The following is a 15,992-nucleotide window of genomic DNA, read 5'->3' on the forward strand; positions in this document are numbered from 1 at the left end:
TTTTCGATTATATCTAATTTTGAACATTTAGTTTTCAAAATCAATCATTTTTTTCTTTAAATTTGATTAAAAATACTTATATACTATAAAAGTTAAACTACATCTATTATTAAATAATAAGAATCCCATTTTCTTTCTAGTCGTATTTACTAGTTATCTCTGAAACAAAGAAAGAACCCTTGAATAATCAAGGGTTCTAAGAACTGTCTTATTTAACAGCATCTTTCAACGCTTTACCTGGTTTGAACGCAGGTACTTTACTTGCAGCGATTTGAATTTCTTTACCAGTTTGTGGGTTACGTCCTTTACGAGCCGCACGTTCGCGAACTTCAAAGTTACCAAAACCGATTAATTGAACTTTTTCACCTTTAGCAAGAGATTCTTGGATTGTTGAAAATACAGCATCCACTGCTGCAGTTGCGTCTTTTTTAGTTAAACCAGTTGAAGATGCAACGTTTTCGATTAATTCTGCTTTATTTGCCATGGATTATTTCACCTCCTCCACAAGGGATAGGATATCTAAAAGATATCTAATTTACGTTTATTTTTGAGTGGTCCAAAAATGACGTACAAATATTGAATTGGATCAATATTCTGTTATCACGATATCATAGGAAGCTTGTAATAGCAAGGTTTTTGATGCGTTTTAACCAGTTTTTTCTAAAACTATCATTTTTTTTTATAACTCAATGAATTTATTTGTACATTTGAAAAAAGTGTGGTAAAATGCGCTACTTCCGTCTTCTTGGAATAATTTTGATTGGTGTTCCTTCAAAAGTGAAGGCTTTACGAATTTGATTTTCTAAGAATCGTGCATACGAAAAATGCATTAATTCTTCTTCATTTACAAAAATAACAAAAGTTGGCGGCTTGATTGCCACTTGTGTTCCATAAAAGACTTTCAAGCGCTTGCCTTTATCAGTCGGAGTTGGATTAATGGCAATAGCATCCATCACTACATCATTCAACAAGGCTGATGGAATACGTAGATTTTGATTCATGCTGACAAGTTCGATCAACTCTGGTAATTTATTCAAACGTTGTTTTGTCAAAGCTGAAACAAAGATGATCGGTGCATAATCAAGATATCGAAACTCTTCGCGGATCTCTTCTTCAAAATCACGCATTGTATTTGTTTCTTTTTCGACTGTATCCCACTTATTCACAACGATGATGATCCCTCGCCCTGCTTCATGAGCGTATCCAGCAACTTTCTTATCTTGCTCCCGAATTCCTTCTTCCGCATTTAAAACCATTAAAACAATATCAGAACGCTCAATGGCGCGCATGGCACGCATCACACTGTATTTTTCTGTTGATTCATAAACTTTGCCTCGTTTGCGCATACCAGCTGTATCGATCATCAAGAATTTTTGCCCATCTTCTGATTCAAAATGCGTATCGATTGCATCACGAGTTGTTCCTTCTATTTCTGAAACGATCACACGGTCTTCACCAAGAATCGCATTGATCAATGAAGATTTACCCACGTTTGGACGCCCAATCAAACTAAATTTGATCGTATCTTCATCTTCTTCTTCAATTTCAGTTGAAAAATGTTTAACAGCTTCGTCTAAAACATCTCCAATACCCAAACCATGACTTCCGGAAATAGGAAATGGATCGCCTAATCCTAAAGAATAAAATTCGTAGATATCATTTCTCATTTCAGGGTTATCAACTTTATTGACAGCTAAAATAATGGGTTTGTTGCTGCGATACAAAATTCTTGCAACTAATTCATCTGCATCTGTAACCCCTTCTCTGCCGCTTGCGACAAAAATAATCACATCAGCTTCTTCAATAGCAATTTCTGCTTGATGCTTGATTTGATCCATAAACGGTTCGTCACTTAGATCGATACCACCTGTATCAATAATACTAAACTCACGTCCTAACCACTCTCCTGTGGCATAAATACGGTCTCTTGTTACACCTGGTGTATCTTCTACGATAGAAATTCTCTCACCAGCTATACGGTTAAAAATTGTCGATTTCCCTACGTTGGGACGACCGACAATTGCAATTGTTGGATTTGCCATTCAAATTACCTCCTTGACAAGTTTTCAATCTTTACTAGTTTACCTAAAGCTTGTCTAAGATGCAAGAAAAACTAGTGAATTAAGTGAATTAACCTTCTTGATGCAAAAAAATAACCTGTAATTGCGAATCTTCAAAACTGCAATTACAGGTTATTTTATTTTAATTCTTTTATTTACTCTTATTCAATACCATAAGCGATGCGTTTAACATTCATCAAATGATGAGCTGTTACATTATCAGTCGTACTGCTGCCGCCCATCGCACCGCATCCTAATGTCATCGAAGGCGCTAATTTAGTTGTAGCTCCGATTGCTCCTAATGCTCCTAATGTATTCACTAAGATACGTGATGCTCTCATTTCTAAGCCAAACGTCTCTGCGTTTGCATCAGTTGTAGTATGAATCACTGCTGTATGACCTGTTCCTTCATTTGCAAGTAAAGCTTTGCATGTTTCTACCCCATCTTCAAATGAATCAACTGTGAATAGTCCTAAAATCGGTGTTAATTTCTCTCTTGAATAAGGATTGTGATGACCGATTTCTGATTGCTCTGAAATTAGAATAGTTGTATCTTCCGGTACAGAGATACCTACCAATTTCGCAACATCTGGAGCACTTTTTCCGACGATTTCTGGATTCAATGTTCCTGTCTCCCTTAAAATAAATTGACTGACTTTCGCTGATTCTTCTTCATTCATGAAGTAAGCTTTTTTCGCTTTTAATTGTTCAATAACATCAGATTTCACAGTTTTATCAACTACAAGAGCTTGCTCTGAAGCACAAATGATTCCATTATCAAATGTTTTACTGCTGACTACGCAATCAATCGCGTGAGCAATATCAGCTGTTGCATCGATTAATACTGGAACATTTCCGGGACCTACCCCAATTGCTGGGTTACCAGAGCTATATGCTGCTTGAACCATTGCTTTACCACCTGTGGCAAGAATCAAGGAAACATCGGTATGCTTCATTAAAGCACTTGTAGCATCTAAGGTAGGATTTTGGATCACTTGAACTAAGCCAGCTGGTGCACCTGCTTCAATCGCTGCTTGCTCAATGATTTCCACCGCCATCAAAATTGATTTTAACGCCTTAGGATGTGGTGAAAAAACAATCGCATTTCTAGTTTTTAAAGCAATCAGTGACTTGAAAATAACTGTTGCAGTCGGATTTGTTGAAGGAATCAAACCTGCGACAACACCTAAAGGAATTCCAATTTCAATTATTTTTTCTTCTTTACGGCGATTGATTATTCCTACTGTCGGGAGATCTTTGATACTTTCATATACTTGTTCACTTGCAAAGGTATTTTTGATCACTTTATCAGAAACTTTTCCAAAGCCAGTTTCTTCATTTGCTGAAATAGCTAATTTTTCGGCATTATCAAGTGTTTTTTGATAGACATTTTTCACGATAGCATCTACTTGCTCTTGTGTATAATTTTCATACACGGCTTGTGCTTTCTTTGCTGTTTCGACTAGTGTTTCAATTTCTTCTACTTTAATTATTTCAGTCATATTTGAACACTCCTTCTTTTTTAAACGCTTACAAATTGATTTTAATCTATTTTATGCAATTTGTTAGGGAATATTTTAAGAAGATTATGGACAAAATTTACCTATTTGCGTAATTTTTTCACAAAGAATTGCACTTGAAAGCTTTATTTATTCAAGGTATTATAGAGTAGTAAAGAAATTTTCACAAACAGAAGAACTATTATCTCATCAAAGAAAAGAGGGTTTACTTATGTGCCGATTATTGATTGTCAGTAATGACGCCAAAGAACAACAAACACTTCAACAAACGATCAACGACTCATTCATGAATATAAAAGTGTTACCTCCAGCTGAAACAGAGCAAGAAGCTTTAGCCATTGCTGAAAAGTTACTTCCTGAAATTCTTTTGATTGCGATAGATCATTTAGACGTTGATGGTTTTATCGTAAAACGCAAAATAGTTCAACAACTACCAAATATCAAAGTAATCATATTAACAGAACGAGATAATTTTCAAAGTATCCACCAAGCGTTGCGCTGTGGTGTGATCGATTACTTATTGACCCCTATTGACTTCAACGAGTTAAAATTTGCCATTGATCGGAGTGTTAAATCACTCAACCAAGTTTCTTTAATGGATGTATTGAATAATAAGCCGACGGTCTTAGCAAAAGAACAAATCAACACTATTTTAGATTATATTCATGATCATTATGATGAAGAAATCAACTTAACGACGTTAGCAGATATCATGCATTTAAATCGACACTATGTAAGTCGATTCTTTAAAGAGGCTGTTGGAATGAATTTTATTGATTACTTAACTGCCTACCGCATAGAAAAAGCCAAACAATTATTAATGAAAACGGAAGAATCGATCACAGAAATTTCTGGTACAGTTGGCTATATTGATTCAACGTATTTTAGTAAATTATTCAAGAAAAAAGTTGGACAATCTCCTTACCAATTTCGTAAACAATATCGGGGTGAACATACACCCGCAGATTTGCGAGTTATTTATAATTAGTATCTAAACAAAAAAAACACCCACTATCTTATTTTAGTGGGTGTTTTTTAGACGAAAAAAGCGAAGGTCTCCCTTCGCTCTATTGATAAAATTATTCTGAATCAGAATCTTGTGCTTTTAAAGCATCCCCTAAGATATCACCCATTGTGAAACCAGTATTTTCTTCTGGTAACTCATATTCTTGAACATCTTTTGGTTCTTCTTGAGATTCAGGTTTTGCTTCTAATGCTTTGATACTTAATGCAATTCGGTGTTCCTCTGGATTGACTTCTAAAACTTTCACTTGAACTGCTTGACCTTCTTGTAAGACTTCGTGAGGTGTTGCAATGTGTTTGTGTGAAATTTGAGAAATATGCACTAAACCTTCAACTCCTGGGAACACTTCAACGAATGCCCCAAAGCTCGTTAAACGTTTAACAGTTCCATCAAGAACAGAACCGACAGCGGCTTTATTTTCGATATCTTCCCAAGGTCCAGCTAATGTTTCTTTAATTGATAGTGAAACACGTTCTTCATCTGGATTGATTGAAAGAATTTTAACTTTTACATCATCACCAACCGTTAGTACATCACTTGGTTTGCCAACATGTTGATGAGCAATTTCAGAAACATGAACTAAGCCATCAATCCCGCCTAAATCAATAAACGCTCCAAAATCAGTTAAACGAGCAACTTTTCCTTCAACGATATCGCCATCATGAAGTGTTGCTAAAATATCTTTTTTCTTAGAATTCTTCTCAGCCGCAACAACTGCCTTATGAGATAAAATCAAACGATTTTCAGAAGGTTCGATCTCGATGATTTTAAATGTCAGTGTTTGACCTTTGTATTCTGAAAAATCAGCAACAAAATGGTCTTCTACCATTGACGCTGGAACAAAGCCACGAACGCCGACATCCACTACTAAACCACCTTTTACAACATTTGTAACGGGTGCTTCGATGATTTTGCCTGCTTTAAAGTCTTGTTCGATTTCTTCCCAAACTTTTTTAGCATCCAAACGACGTTTAGACAGTAAGTAACTGCCATTTTCTTTGTCTTTACCAATTGATGTGATGACAACCAAATCTAAAATGTCACCAACTTTTACTAATTCATTGATATCTTCTACTTGTGTTGTAGATAATTCTTTTGCAGGTACTACACCTTCGACGCCAGCACCTTCAATACCAACGACAACTTGTTTGTCCTCAACTGCAAGTACTTCACCTTTAACGATGTCACCTACATTTACTTCTTGGACACTGTTCATTGCATCTTCCATTGTTTCATTGTTGATTTCCACTTTTTTGTCTTCTGTCATGAATACTTATCCTCCTATGCCACCAAAAAATTCGTAAAAAACTGACCTACTCCTTTAATAGTACGGGATTTTGCTGAAAAAATAAAGCGATTTCTCTCATTTTCTTCTTTTTCTTTGAAATAAGAAGACATTTTCTTGCTTAAAGGCAAAGAAAGTATAACTTTTACTTAATCATACTTTCTTTTCAGCCAATTTAGCTCAGCTATTAATACTTATCTTTTTGCTAAGATGACCCCTTCGATAGCTTCCACGACTTCTTCTATGTTCATCCCAGTTGTATCGATTTTCACCGCATCTTTTGCTTGTTTTAAAGGAGAGACTTCCCTAGTTGAATCAAGGAAATCTCGATGCTCAATTTCGTTTTTTAATGTAGCGAAATCCGTCATGATTCCTTTTTCTTGATTTTCTTTATAACGCCTTTCAGCTCGTTCTTCAACACTGGCAACGAGGAAAATCTTAACTTCCGCATCAGGTAATACTGCAGTCCCAATATCTCGTCCGTCCATGACAACTCCGCCAGCACGCCCGATGATTTGTTGCAACTCTACCATTTTTTCTCGAACTGCTCCATGTTTTGCCACGATCGAAACAGCATTTGTGACATCAGGTTGTCTGATTTCTTCAGTTACTTCGATTCCATCGACAAAAACCAATTGCTCTTTATCTGTCTGTTTAAACGAAATCTCATGATTGAGACAAAGATCGACTAAGCCTTGTTCATTCTCAAAATCAATGTTCTTTTCCATTGCTAAATAGGTCAAAGCTCGATACATTGCACCAGTATCACAATAAATGTAATTCAGTTTTTTTGCTAAAATTTTAGCTACCGTACTTTTCCCAGAAGATGCTGGCCCGTCAATGGCAATACTTATTTTTTTCATAATGCGCTCCTTTGTTTATCACATAGTAAAAGAGTCTGGTACAAAACATCGATTGTTTTGTTTCAGACCCTTAATAACGGAAAAAGCACATGCGACAGTTGGTGCTTGCGCTTTTATCCGATCTTTTTGTTATTTGACACGTAATGATTGACCTGGTTGTAAAACAGAATTTAAATTCAAGCCATTCAATTGTAATAATTCATCCGTTGTTATGCCATTTCTTGAAGCAACTTGATTTGGACCTTCTCCATTAAGTACTTCTGTGTAAACAGCCGCTTCTTCAGCTGCACTTGTCGGAGTAGTTTCTTGCGGTACACTGCTTTGCGCGCCATCAGTCACGGCATCTGAAGACGATGCTGGTGTCTCTTGTGATGCATTAGCACTTGAAGACGATGACTGTGTTGAACTATTTTTTGTCGACGATTGAACAACCACTGATGAAGAAGGTTGGCTCGCTTGTTTATTGTCATTCGGTTTATCCCGCATCACATATAGATAAGTACCTACTGGTAAAGCAATGATCAAAAGTAAAAGAATAACTAAAATTGTTAGAAAGACCGTATTCCCTTTTTTTTGTTGACGTTTCTCTGAGCGAGAGCCCCCAGTATTTTTATCAGTATCATAAATCGACTGCTCCCAAGGTTCACGTGCACCTGATGGTTTTTTACTATCTTTTTTACTCACGTATCGTTCCTCCTAAAATTCTTTCGTTTGTTATTATACCACAGCTTTTCCTCAACTGCAGTCTAAAAAAAGATTATTTTCATTCTTTAAATAATCTTATTAAAATGTCCTCCCAGTGTTCAGAGATTTCGTTTTCTTCTGGTGATTGTACTATTTGCCCTTTGTAGTTGTCAAAGGATAAGCCGCACTGATCGCAACAATTTTCTTGTGATTTTTTCTTGATTTCTTCTGAAAAATAATGCTGAATGAACGCACGACGGCATTTTTCTTCCTTGATATAGTTTAACATAATGCTTAACTGCTGTTGCCGTTCTTTCTCTTTTCTTAATAATCTTTGTTCTAATTCTTCTATCGTATAGTCATTTTCTAAATATCCTTGTAACCACTTTTGTTGAATTTCATTTAATGCAGGCAGACTATTTCCTTGCTTTTCTGATTGGTATCCTGCTAATTCATTTAAAAGCTCACGATCAAGGCGACTTTCCGACTGAAAATAATAATGAATAAATTCGTCTCCTTTTTGATAGAGTAAAATCGCAACACTACTTTGACCATCGCGGCCAGCCCTGCCAATCTCTTGAACATAGTTTTCTAAACTATCAGGGCAATCATAATGAATTACGAAGCGAACATCTGGTTTGTCGATCCCCATACCAAAAGCATTCGTCGCACACAAAACATCGATTTGATTGGAAACAAATTGTTGCTGGAGTAAACTACGCTCATTCGCTGTCAAACCACCATGATAAAATGCAGACTTCAAATTCGTTTCTTCATTGATCAGTCGATTGATTTTTTCAGACGATTTTCTAGTTGCACAATAAATGATTCCTTTATTTCTTAACTGTAAAAGATAAGCAAGTAATACATCATTTTTTTCTGTTGTTTGGTTGACGATCAACCCAATATTAGGGCGGTTCACCGAGAAAATCACCTCAGAAATCGTTTTACGGTGGGCAAATACTTGGCTGATAATCTCATTCTTTACAGATGGAGTCGCTGTTGCTGTTAAGGCTAACGTCAATGGATAATGACATTCCGCTTGGATTTTTGCTAGCTGAGTATATTCTGGCCTGAAATCAACGCCCCACTGGGAAACACAATGGGCTTCATCAACTACAAACAAGGCAATCTTTAACGCAGCAATTTTCGTTCGAACCTCTTTTTGCATCAACGTTTCAGGACTAATCAGAATGAATTTGTACTCACTTAAATGATTCAATACATATTGCTTTTCAAAAAAAGACAAACTACTGTTTAAGGCTATAACACTTGCTTCTCCTTTTTTTTGCAACTGGATTACTTGATCCTCCATTAAAGATAACAACGGAGAAACAATCAATACTGTTCCTTCGACCAATTGTCCAACTAGCTGATAACATAAGGATTTTCCAGTACCTGTTGGCAAAACAGCTAATGTATCTTGTTTGTTTAACAGTTGCTCAATGACTTCTTTTTGTCCTGGTTTAAATGTATTGAATCCAAATTTCTTTTGTAATATTTCCTCTAAAATAATTGTCATTTGCTTAATTCTCTTTCTTCTCTAAGTTTTTGAATTTGATATAAACGAAACTCAAAGTAGTCGAGTTTTGGACTTGTTTGTTTTACTGAACGGTATACCCAGTTCTGATATGGTTTGGGATAGTTCATTAAATGATGAGAAGTTTCACAGGATACAAATTGTTCAAACGGAAACTCCTTTGTTAAAGCAAGCTCCATCAGATGGTCTTTTATCGTACTTATTTTAACGTTTCTTTGCTGAGCTAACGCCTCGATTGAAAGCTGCTTTTTTAAATAATAGCTTGTTTCACTCATACTTTTATTTTCATTTTGTTGAACTAATTGAAGAATCAACTTCTTCAAAAAACTTCCTTCTGGCATCAAACAGATTGTAGTTAACAAATGATGAAGTTTTTCTTTTTTTAGCAGATACCGTTCAAATGCTTTAGGTTGATTTCCCAATAATTGAAAAGAGGTTTTACCAATTTGCTGATAACCTGACAATTGACGGGCGAAAAAATCCGCTTCATCTTTAGGGAGTTTAGAAAAAATTTCGGTCCATTCTGTTTTAACAGTTTGAATTAATTGTGCTTTGGGCATTGATTTTATATACATTTTTACTTGTTTTTGATACAATGGCGATTGTTCAAGTGGAACATAATTTTTGTTAGCATAAGATAAATTTGAAACAACTTGTACCGTAAATTGTAATAATCGCCAAATAATATCATCGGTTTTACCAAAACGATAATTATCGATTTGAGTCAAGCGATTACGATCACGGTCTATTAATTCCATTCCTTTACTTGATATCTGAACCTCACCTTCTATATCTTGGTATAATAACTTTTGTTGGATCAAGTTATCTAGTATGTCGTTAAACTGTTTTTCAGATAATTCTGGACATAATTGGAAAAAACGTAAATTTTCATATATAAAACCATAAAGCAACACAGAACTTGTCCGCTTGCCTTTTAAAAGATGATACAAAGTCGAAGTTCGCGCCTTGTATCCATGCTGAAATAACGCTAAAATAAAAGAAGGTTCCATATTACCACCTCTTTCAATGATAGAATAGGATGTGCTTATATGTTATGTAAAATAATTCCTGAAAAATGCATTGCTTGTGGCTTATGCCAAGTGTATGCACCAGAAACATTCGATTATAATGATGATGGAATCGTCATTTTAAAAAATGATAATAAGGCAACGCAAGAATTTGTTCCCGAAAACGAAAGGGACAATGTCTTAACAGCGTACCGTAAATGCCCTGTTCGTGCAATAGAGATCATAGAAAAATAATAAAAATCAGAGCATTTATTTAAGCAATTACAAAAAGCCCAGGGCAAAACTAAAAAACAGTTTTGTTTTGGGCTTTAAATCTGAATAAACAGCGAGAAAAAAGTAACTCCTTCTTATTTCTCAGAGCTAAACTCTTTTATTGTTTATTTTATCGTGTTTAACCAGTCAATCAACTGACCAGCAACGGCTTCTTGCTGTTCATCATTATTGATCAAAGCTGGTTTATCGCCTTTTTGTTCACCATAGCTACCAAAGCCAGCATGATTTCCACCCTTGATTTCTTCAAAAATAGTCTGGTTAGGCAAATATTTTTTCGACTGATTGTATGCTTGCCAATTCAAAACACCATCTTCAGAACCCGTCAATGAAAGTACTTGACCATTAAATGTTGCGAGACTACCTTTCTCATCAGGATAACTTGCTAGGAAAAACACACCTTTTAACGCATTATGACCCTCTTGCTCAGCAGCAAAACGGCTAGCCATAACGCCACCTAATGAATGCCCGCCAATCACATAATTGCTTAAATGATTTGCTTCGATGATTTGTTCCGCTTTATTTTGCCCTAACACAGCTAGGTTAAAGGGTTCTTTTACAAGATAAACTGAAAAGCCGGCTTCTGCTACTTTTTCAGCCCAAATACTATAACTAGCATTTTCAACCAGTGCACCTTGATAAAAAATCACTGTTGTTTTTTCTTTGTTTCCCTTGAAAAATAGTGTGCCATTTTCATCTATTGCTTGTTTAGAGGATTCTAAGGCGATCGTCGTAGGTGTATATGTAATGGTTTTTATGTAAAATAAACCAACTAAGATCAATGCCACTAGTATTCCGCCGAGCCAAAGTAGGCGTTTCTGCCATTTTTTCATTTTATTACTCCTCCTGTTCTTACTTTAACTATTTTATCAGAAAATATTCAATATCTAGAATGTTTAGTCCTGACCACGAAAAAAACATAGAGGGAACTTAATGGTTCCTCTCCATGCTTCAACTATTTATAATAAAGACTTATTTCATTATCGTTTTTTTATCGCCCAACTGATATTGTTTTCTAGACAACCATGGTAAAAGCTTTGCATGAAGCACTAAGAAAACAGCACTTACAATTGCGCCTTTAATCAAATTGAATGGAATAATCCCAATCGTAACATATTTCGCTAGTGACATGCCTAAAAATTGCCCAGCAGACACACCGAATAATTTCAAATAAAGCGGTGTGATGACGAAATAGTTTGCGATACCCATGAAGACGGTTAACGCAATTATTCCTGTAGAAATTCCTAAAACTTTATTTGAAAGCTTATCGCTTCCCTGTTTGAAAAAATAATACATCGGTAAAGTGAAAACAGTTGTCGCAAAAAAGCTAGCGGCATCCCCGACTAAATTTTGTGGCGATGCACCCGTTGTAAACAGATGTAATACAGACCTTATAAAAGCTGTACTAATTCCAGCTAATGGACCAAATAAAAACATACTGATCATGACTGGAATATCGCTAAAATCAACTTTCAAGAAACTGAGCGCAGGTATGGGCATGATCGGAAATGCTACAAACTGCAAAACCACCCCTATTGCTGCTAACATTGCTACACTTACCATTTTTTGTACCTTGTTGTTTCGCATATGAAATCCTCCTGTTAAGGACCCATCTTCAAACGAACTTTTCTAAATTGATTCTTTTCAGTGATTACTCTTGATTTGCTGTGAAATCTTGCTTGATCAAACAATTAGACTGCTATAACAAACTACTATTGAGGTAAAACAGTATTTAGTTATAAAAAGAATTCACTCATATTTAGTTTTTGATTAAGTATATGGTATTTCCGTACGAAAGTGACTTCTATCACTTCGTTCGCCAAGCGCTGTTCATCATCTACGCTGCCCCTTGGCCAATCGTTGGCCTTCAATTCTTAGAGACTTAGCTCTTAGTGATTCACAGCAATTCACAACAAAAACTCTATTTTCCAGCAGGGAAAATAGAGTAGAGTTATCTTATCTGAAAAATGCCAATTCAAATAAGCCCTATCTTCTTTATCCAGACTTTACTGTCGGTATTGGAATTTCACCAATTCAGCCACTTCAAATGAAGTAGGTCGTGGACTATAACCACCGGTCGGGAATTGCACCCTGCCCCTGAAGACGAACCTTTATTAAATTTTTGTACAATTACAGTATACAACCTTTTTAGAAAAAAGCAATATTTATGTTCAATAGGTCACATATTTAGTTGACTATGAAGAATGGTCACTATGAAAAATGAGCCCGAACTACACTCAGTTCAGACCCCTCCTTCTAAAAAAATTATTTTGATTGATTCATTAAGACACTAATTTCTTTTTTATTTAAATTACGGTATTCACCTGGACGTAGTCCTTTTAAGGTCAAATCTCCATACTTTTCTCTTTTTAATTTCTGTACTGGGTATCCGACTGCTTGAAGCATTTTTTTAACTTGATGATTGCGACCTTCATGAATGGTTAATTCTACTATGCTAGTATTTGTCTTTAGGTCAACAGATATAATCTCAAAAGCGGCAGGAGCCGTTTTGTACCCTTCGATTTTAATCCCTTTTGTTAATGGAAGCAGATCATGTTTTTTGGCTAGGCCTTTTACTTTCGCCACATACACTTTGTCGATTTCATGGCTTGGATGAGTTAATTTTTGAGAAAATTCTCCATCATTTGTTAATAACAATAAACCTGAAGTATCGTAATCTAATCTCCCTACAGGGTAAATACGCTCTTTAATGTGCGAGAAAAAATCAGTGACAACTTTTCTACCTTTATCATCGGAAACAGCAGAAATTACCCCTTTTGGTTTGTAGAACAGATAATAACCATATTCTTCTTTATAAATCGGTACATCATCCACTTCTACCTTGTCGTTTTTACCGACTTGAGTTCCTAGTTCTCGAATGATTTTTCCATTTACTTTGACACGTCCATTAACGATATATTCTTCTGCTTTTCTGCGAGATGCAATCCCTGCATGCGCGATTACTTTTTGAAGTCTTTCCATTTAGTTTTCTTCCTCCGATTCGTTTATCTCCGTTGTTGCTTCTTCTTCATTTAACTCTTTGTAACGATCGAAAAAGAGGTCTAAAGGTAACTCTTCTGCGATTTCTTCTTCCATTTGTTGGATATCCGGTAGCTCTTCTAGAGATCTTAAACCAAAATAATCCATGAAATAAGCAGTGGTTCCATATAAAATAGCTCGACCAGGACCGTCGACTCGGCCTTTTTCTTCAATCAACTGACGAGCAACTAATTTTTGCATTGAACCTGCTGACTGTACACCTCTAATTTCATCTACTTCTACCCTTGAAATAGGCTGTTTATACGCAACGATCGATAATGTCTCGAGAGCTGCTTGAGACAAAGAATTCGAAATAGGCGATTGTGCATATTTTTTTAATAAAGGCGCAAAAGCCTTCTTAGTTGATAGAATAAAATGATTTCCGACTTCTAGGATATTTAAAGCTGCGTCTTTATCTGATTCATAGCGTTCTTTTAAAGCGGTCAGCGCTTCGTATGTTTTAGCAGTAGAAAGCCCCAATAAATAGGATAATTCTTCTAAACCAATTCCTTCTTCCCCAACAACAAATAGAATCGCTTCGACTTGACTAACTGTGGTCACATTGTTTCCTCCGTACTTGATTCAATCTCTTCAGAGGTATTATATAGTAAAATAGTACTATAATTGTCCTCTTGTTCTACATGAACAATCCCTTTTTTCATTAATTCCAACAAAGCCATAAAGGTAGTAACTACTTCTTGTTTAGAATATGAGGCGAAAAAGGATTCAAAATTGACCGGTGTATCCCGATCAATTTGGCACATTTTTTGAGTGATGGTCGCAATTTTTTCTTCAATTGATACATCATCTCCAGCGACAGTCGTTTCCACTGGCTGTCGACTTTTTTTCTTTTCCAACATTGCGTGGAAAGCTAAAAACAAATCAATCGTGTTCAGTTGATTTGGTGCTAACAAAGGATTGTCTTCTTTATATTCATCAACATCCATCGGTTCTTTCGTATAATAGAGGCTTCTTTCTGATTCCTTTTCATGCAAAAGACCTGCTGCATATTTAAATTTACGATACTCCAATAATTGAGCAACCAAAGCATCCCGTGGATCTTCACCATCAAGGATTTCATCATCTTCAGTCAGTTCCAATTCTTGTTTAGGCAAAAGCATCTTACTTTTGATTGCCATCAATGTCGCTGCCATCACCAAATATTCTCCAGCAATTTCTAATTCCAACGTCTTCATTGTATGGATATAGTTCATATACTGTTCCGTTACTGCAGCAATTGGAATATCATAAATATCGATTTCCAATTTTTGGATTAAATGTAATAAAAGATCTAACGGTCCTTCAAATACATCCAATTTCACATTAATTTCCTGCAAGATCATCCAACTTTCTTTTTCAGCTCTTTAGTTTACCATAAAATTCAAGCGTTGTGTTCTTTCCACTTAGATAAATAAGCAGATGTGGCTAATGTTCCATAAATTTTCATTTCAGGATAAAGCTCTACCATTTCATTTAGTAAGTCAAACCCTAACTTTTCACCTCTAAAAGAAGGATTGATTGATATATCATGTAAAATCATCGCATCAGATGTTTCTATCTCGATTCCGACAATCCCTTGAATATTTTGTTCTCCATCTGGTATCCAAAAAAGTAAGTGCAGATTCTCGTCAGTTTCATACATATCAATTTCTTTTAGTAGGGAATGATATTCAGTTAGTTTTTGGTGAAAACTTAATAGTCCCATCGCAATTTTCCGTTGCTCTTTTCGATAATAAGTTAACATGATTTTCACCTTCTTTCCTTTTTTAATTAGTTAAGCTCGTGGAAAATGTTGTTTGTAAACATCGGCCATTCTTTGTTTGGTAATATGGGTATAAATTTGCGTCGTAGAAATATCTGCATGACCTAAAAGTTCTTGGACAATTCTTAGATCTGCTCCATTCTCTAATAAATGCGTTGCAAAACTATGCCGTAATGTATGCGGAGTAATGTTTTTATTGATCCCAGCTTCTTGTACAATTTGTTTTAGATTTTTCCAAACTCCTTGGCGTGATAATGGTTTCCCATGATGATTTACAAATAAGTGTGTTTCATTTTGGTTTTTTTTGATTAAAGTCGGCCGAGCTTCTTCTAGATATTTTTCAATCCATTGAATCGCATAATCCCCCAAAGGAATAATTCTCTCTTTATCGCCTTTACCAATAGTCTGCAATAAACCAATCGATAAGTGTAGATCGCCGATTTTTAGATCTACTAACTCAGTCACTCGCAATCCAGTTGCGTACATGACCTCTAAAATCGTTCGATTTCTTATCCCTAAAGGTTTCGTTGTATCTGGTGTTTCTATCAATGAAGTAACTTCCTCAACTGATAATGTGCTAGGAAGTTTTTGTGCTTTTTTAGGTGAATCGATATGTTGCATTGGATCATGATCTGTGAATCGTTCTTGTCTTAAAAACTGATGAAAGCCTCTTAAACTTGAAATCATTCGAATGATCGTTGCAGAGGAGTTGTTCTCATTATGCAGCGTTTGTAAATATTCCATAATTATGTAACGGTCGATCAACTGCCATTTCTCTACCTTTTGATCTTGTAGAAACACTAAATACTTATGTAAGTCGCGTTCATAGCTTTTTCTTGTATTCAGAGAAAGTCCTCGTTCTATTTGTAAGTAATGCAGATAGTCAATAATTTGTTCTTCCATCTATTTTACCTCAT

Annotated in this window: 17 protein-coding genes and 1 riboswitch; of the genes, 2 read left to right on the forward strand and 15 right to left on the reverse strand. The window is 35.6% G+C overall.

All coding sequences use genetic code 11. The features are described from left to right. Nucleotides 1-208: 208 nt before the first annotated feature. The 3 genes from A5821_RS03525 to A5821_RS03535 form a co-directional block, all read right to left on the reverse strand. On the reverse strand, nucleotides 209-484 hold the full coding sequence (locus tag A5821_RS03525) for an HU family DNA-binding protein (RefSeq protein ID WP_010761417.1): 276 nt from the start codon (nucleotides 482-484) through the stop codon (nucleotides 209-211). A gap of 247 nt (nucleotides 485-731) precedes the next feature. Next, nucleotides 732-2,042, reverse strand: a complete 1,311-nt coding sequence (gene der, locus A5821_RS03530; RefSeq protein ID WP_086313114.1) for a ribosome biogenesis GTPase Der — start codon at nucleotides 2,040-2,042, stop codon at nucleotides 732-734. 179 nt (nucleotides 2,043-2,221) lie between these two features. Further along, nucleotides 2,222-3,562, reverse strand: coding sequence for an acetaldehyde dehydrogenase (acetylating) (locus A5821_RS03535; RefSeq protein WP_086313115.1), 1,341 nt, complete (start codon nucleotides 3,560-3,562; stop codon nucleotides 2,222-2,224). A gap of 229 nt (nucleotides 3,563-3,791) precedes the next feature. Between A5821_RS03535 and A5821_RS03540 the strand changes: the two genes are divergently transcribed. Further along, on the forward strand, nucleotides 3,792-4,568 hold the full coding sequence (locus A5821_RS03540) for a helix-turn-helix domain-containing protein (protein WP_086313116.1): 777 nt from the start codon (nucleotides 3,792-3,794) through the stop codon (nucleotides 4,566-4,568). Nucleotides 4,569-4,659: 91 nt separating this feature from the next. On the opposite strand, the gene rpsA is transcribed toward A5821_RS03540, so the two are convergent. The 5 genes from rpsA to A5821_RS03565 all read right to left on the reverse strand — a co-directional run bounded on the left by rpsA (nucleotide 4,660) and on the right by A5821_RS03565 (nucleotide 9,986). Then, nucleotides 4,660-5,871 carry a 30S ribosomal protein S1 gene (gene rpsA / locus A5821_RS03545; RefSeq protein ID WP_086313117.1) on the reverse strand — a complete coding sequence of 404 codons (1,212 nt, stop codon included), beginning with the start codon at nucleotides 5,869-5,871 and terminating at the stop codon, nucleotides 4,660-4,662. A 212-nt stretch (nucleotides 5,872-6,083) separates the two neighbouring features. Next, complete coding sequence (cmk, locus tag A5821_RS03550; protein WP_086313126.1) at nucleotides 6,084-6,752, reverse strand: (d)CMP kinase; 669 nt, start codon at nucleotides 6,750-6,752, stop codon at nucleotides 6,084-6,086. 129 nt (nucleotides 6,753-6,881) lie between these two features. Then, entirely contained in the window at nucleotides 6,882-7,436 is a 555-nt protein-coding gene (locus A5821_RS03555; protein ID WP_086313128.1) for an SAG1386/EF1546 family surface-associated protein, read from the reverse strand. Nucleotides 7,437-7,515: 79 nt separating this feature from the next. Beyond that, the gene (locus A5821_RS03560; protein ID WP_086313138.1) at nucleotides 7,516-8,958 is read right to left on the reverse strand and encodes a RecQ family ATP-dependent DNA helicase; all 1,443 of its coding nucleotides are present in this window, start codon (nucleotides 8,956-8,958) and stop codon (nucleotides 7,516-7,518) included. Continuing rightward, nucleotides 8,955-9,986 (reverse strand): helix-turn-helix domain-containing protein, encoded by a 1,032-nt coding sequence (locus A5821_RS03565; protein ID WP_086313143.1) that lies wholly within the window; start codon nucleotides 9,984-9,986, stop codon nucleotides 8,955-8,957. The genes A5821_RS03560 and A5821_RS03565 overlap by 4 nt, the downstream gene beginning before the upstream one ends. A gap of 39 nt (nucleotides 9,987-10,025) precedes the next feature. On the opposite strand from A5821_RS03565, the gene A5821_RS03570 reads away from it, so the two are divergent. Beyond that, nucleotides 10,026-10,238 (forward strand): ferredoxin, encoded by a 213-nt coding sequence (locus A5821_RS03570; protein WP_086313147.1) that lies wholly within the window; start codon nucleotides 10,026-10,028, stop codon nucleotides 10,236-10,238. A 143-nt stretch (nucleotides 10,239-10,381) separates the two neighbouring features. On the opposite strand, the gene A5821_RS03575 is transcribed toward A5821_RS03570, so the two are convergent. The 7 genes from A5821_RS03575 to xerD form a co-directional block, all read right to left on the reverse strand. Next, nucleotides 10,382-11,107 carry an alpha/beta hydrolase gene (locus A5821_RS03575; protein ID WP_086313158.1) on the reverse strand — a complete coding sequence of 242 codons (726 nt, stop codon included), beginning with the start codon at nucleotides 11,105-11,107 and terminating at the stop codon, nucleotides 10,382-10,384. 139 nt (nucleotides 11,108-11,246) lie between these two features. Beyond that, the gene (locus A5821_RS03580; RefSeq protein ID WP_086313160.1) at nucleotides 11,247-11,861 is read right to left on the reverse strand and encodes an ECF transporter S component; all 615 of its coding nucleotides are present in this window, start codon (nucleotides 11,859-11,861) and stop codon (nucleotides 11,247-11,249) included. Nucleotides 11,862-12,258: 397 nt separating this feature from the next. Then, nucleotides 12,259-12,383, reverse strand: a riboswitch (FMN riboswitch). A 156-nt stretch (nucleotides 12,384-12,539) separates the two neighbouring features. Then, nucleotides 12,540-13,256, reverse strand: coding sequence for a pseudouridine synthase (locus A5821_RS03585; RefSeq protein ID WP_086313162.1), 717 nt, complete (start codon nucleotides 13,254-13,256; stop codon nucleotides 12,540-12,542). Beyond that, complete coding sequence (scpB, locus tag A5821_RS03590) at nucleotides 13,257-13,874, reverse strand: SMC-Scp complex subunit ScpB (protein ID WP_086313164.1); 618 nt, start codon at nucleotides 13,872-13,874, stop codon at nucleotides 13,257-13,259. After that, the gene (locus A5821_RS03595; protein ID WP_170922949.1) at nucleotides 13,871-14,650 is read right to left on the reverse strand and encodes a segregation/condensation protein A; all 780 of its coding nucleotides are present in this window, start codon (nucleotides 14,648-14,650) and stop codon (nucleotides 13,871-13,873) included. The genes scpB and A5821_RS03595 overlap by 4 nt, the downstream gene beginning before the upstream one ends. 44 nt (nucleotides 14,651-14,694) lie before the next feature. Then, a complete protein-coding gene (locus A5821_RS03600; protein WP_086313167.1) occupies nucleotides 14,695-15,057 on the reverse strand; it encodes a GNAT family N-acetyltransferase in 363 nt (120 codons plus the stop codon). A gap of 30 nt (nucleotides 15,058-15,087) precedes the next feature. Further along, on the reverse strand, nucleotides 15,088-15,978 hold the full coding sequence (gene xerD, locus A5821_RS03605; RefSeq protein ID WP_086313168.1) for a site-specific tyrosine recombinase XerD: 891 nt from the start codon (nucleotides 15,976-15,978) through the stop codon (nucleotides 15,088-15,090). Nucleotides 15,979-15,992 lie beyond the last annotated feature (14 nt).

Origin of the sequence: Enterococcus sp. 7F3_DIV0205 (genome assembly GCF_002141365.2) — a bacterium.
GTDB classification, from domain to species: Bacteria; Bacillota; Bacilli; order Lactobacillales; family Enterococcaceae; genus Enterococcus_L; species Enterococcus_L palustris.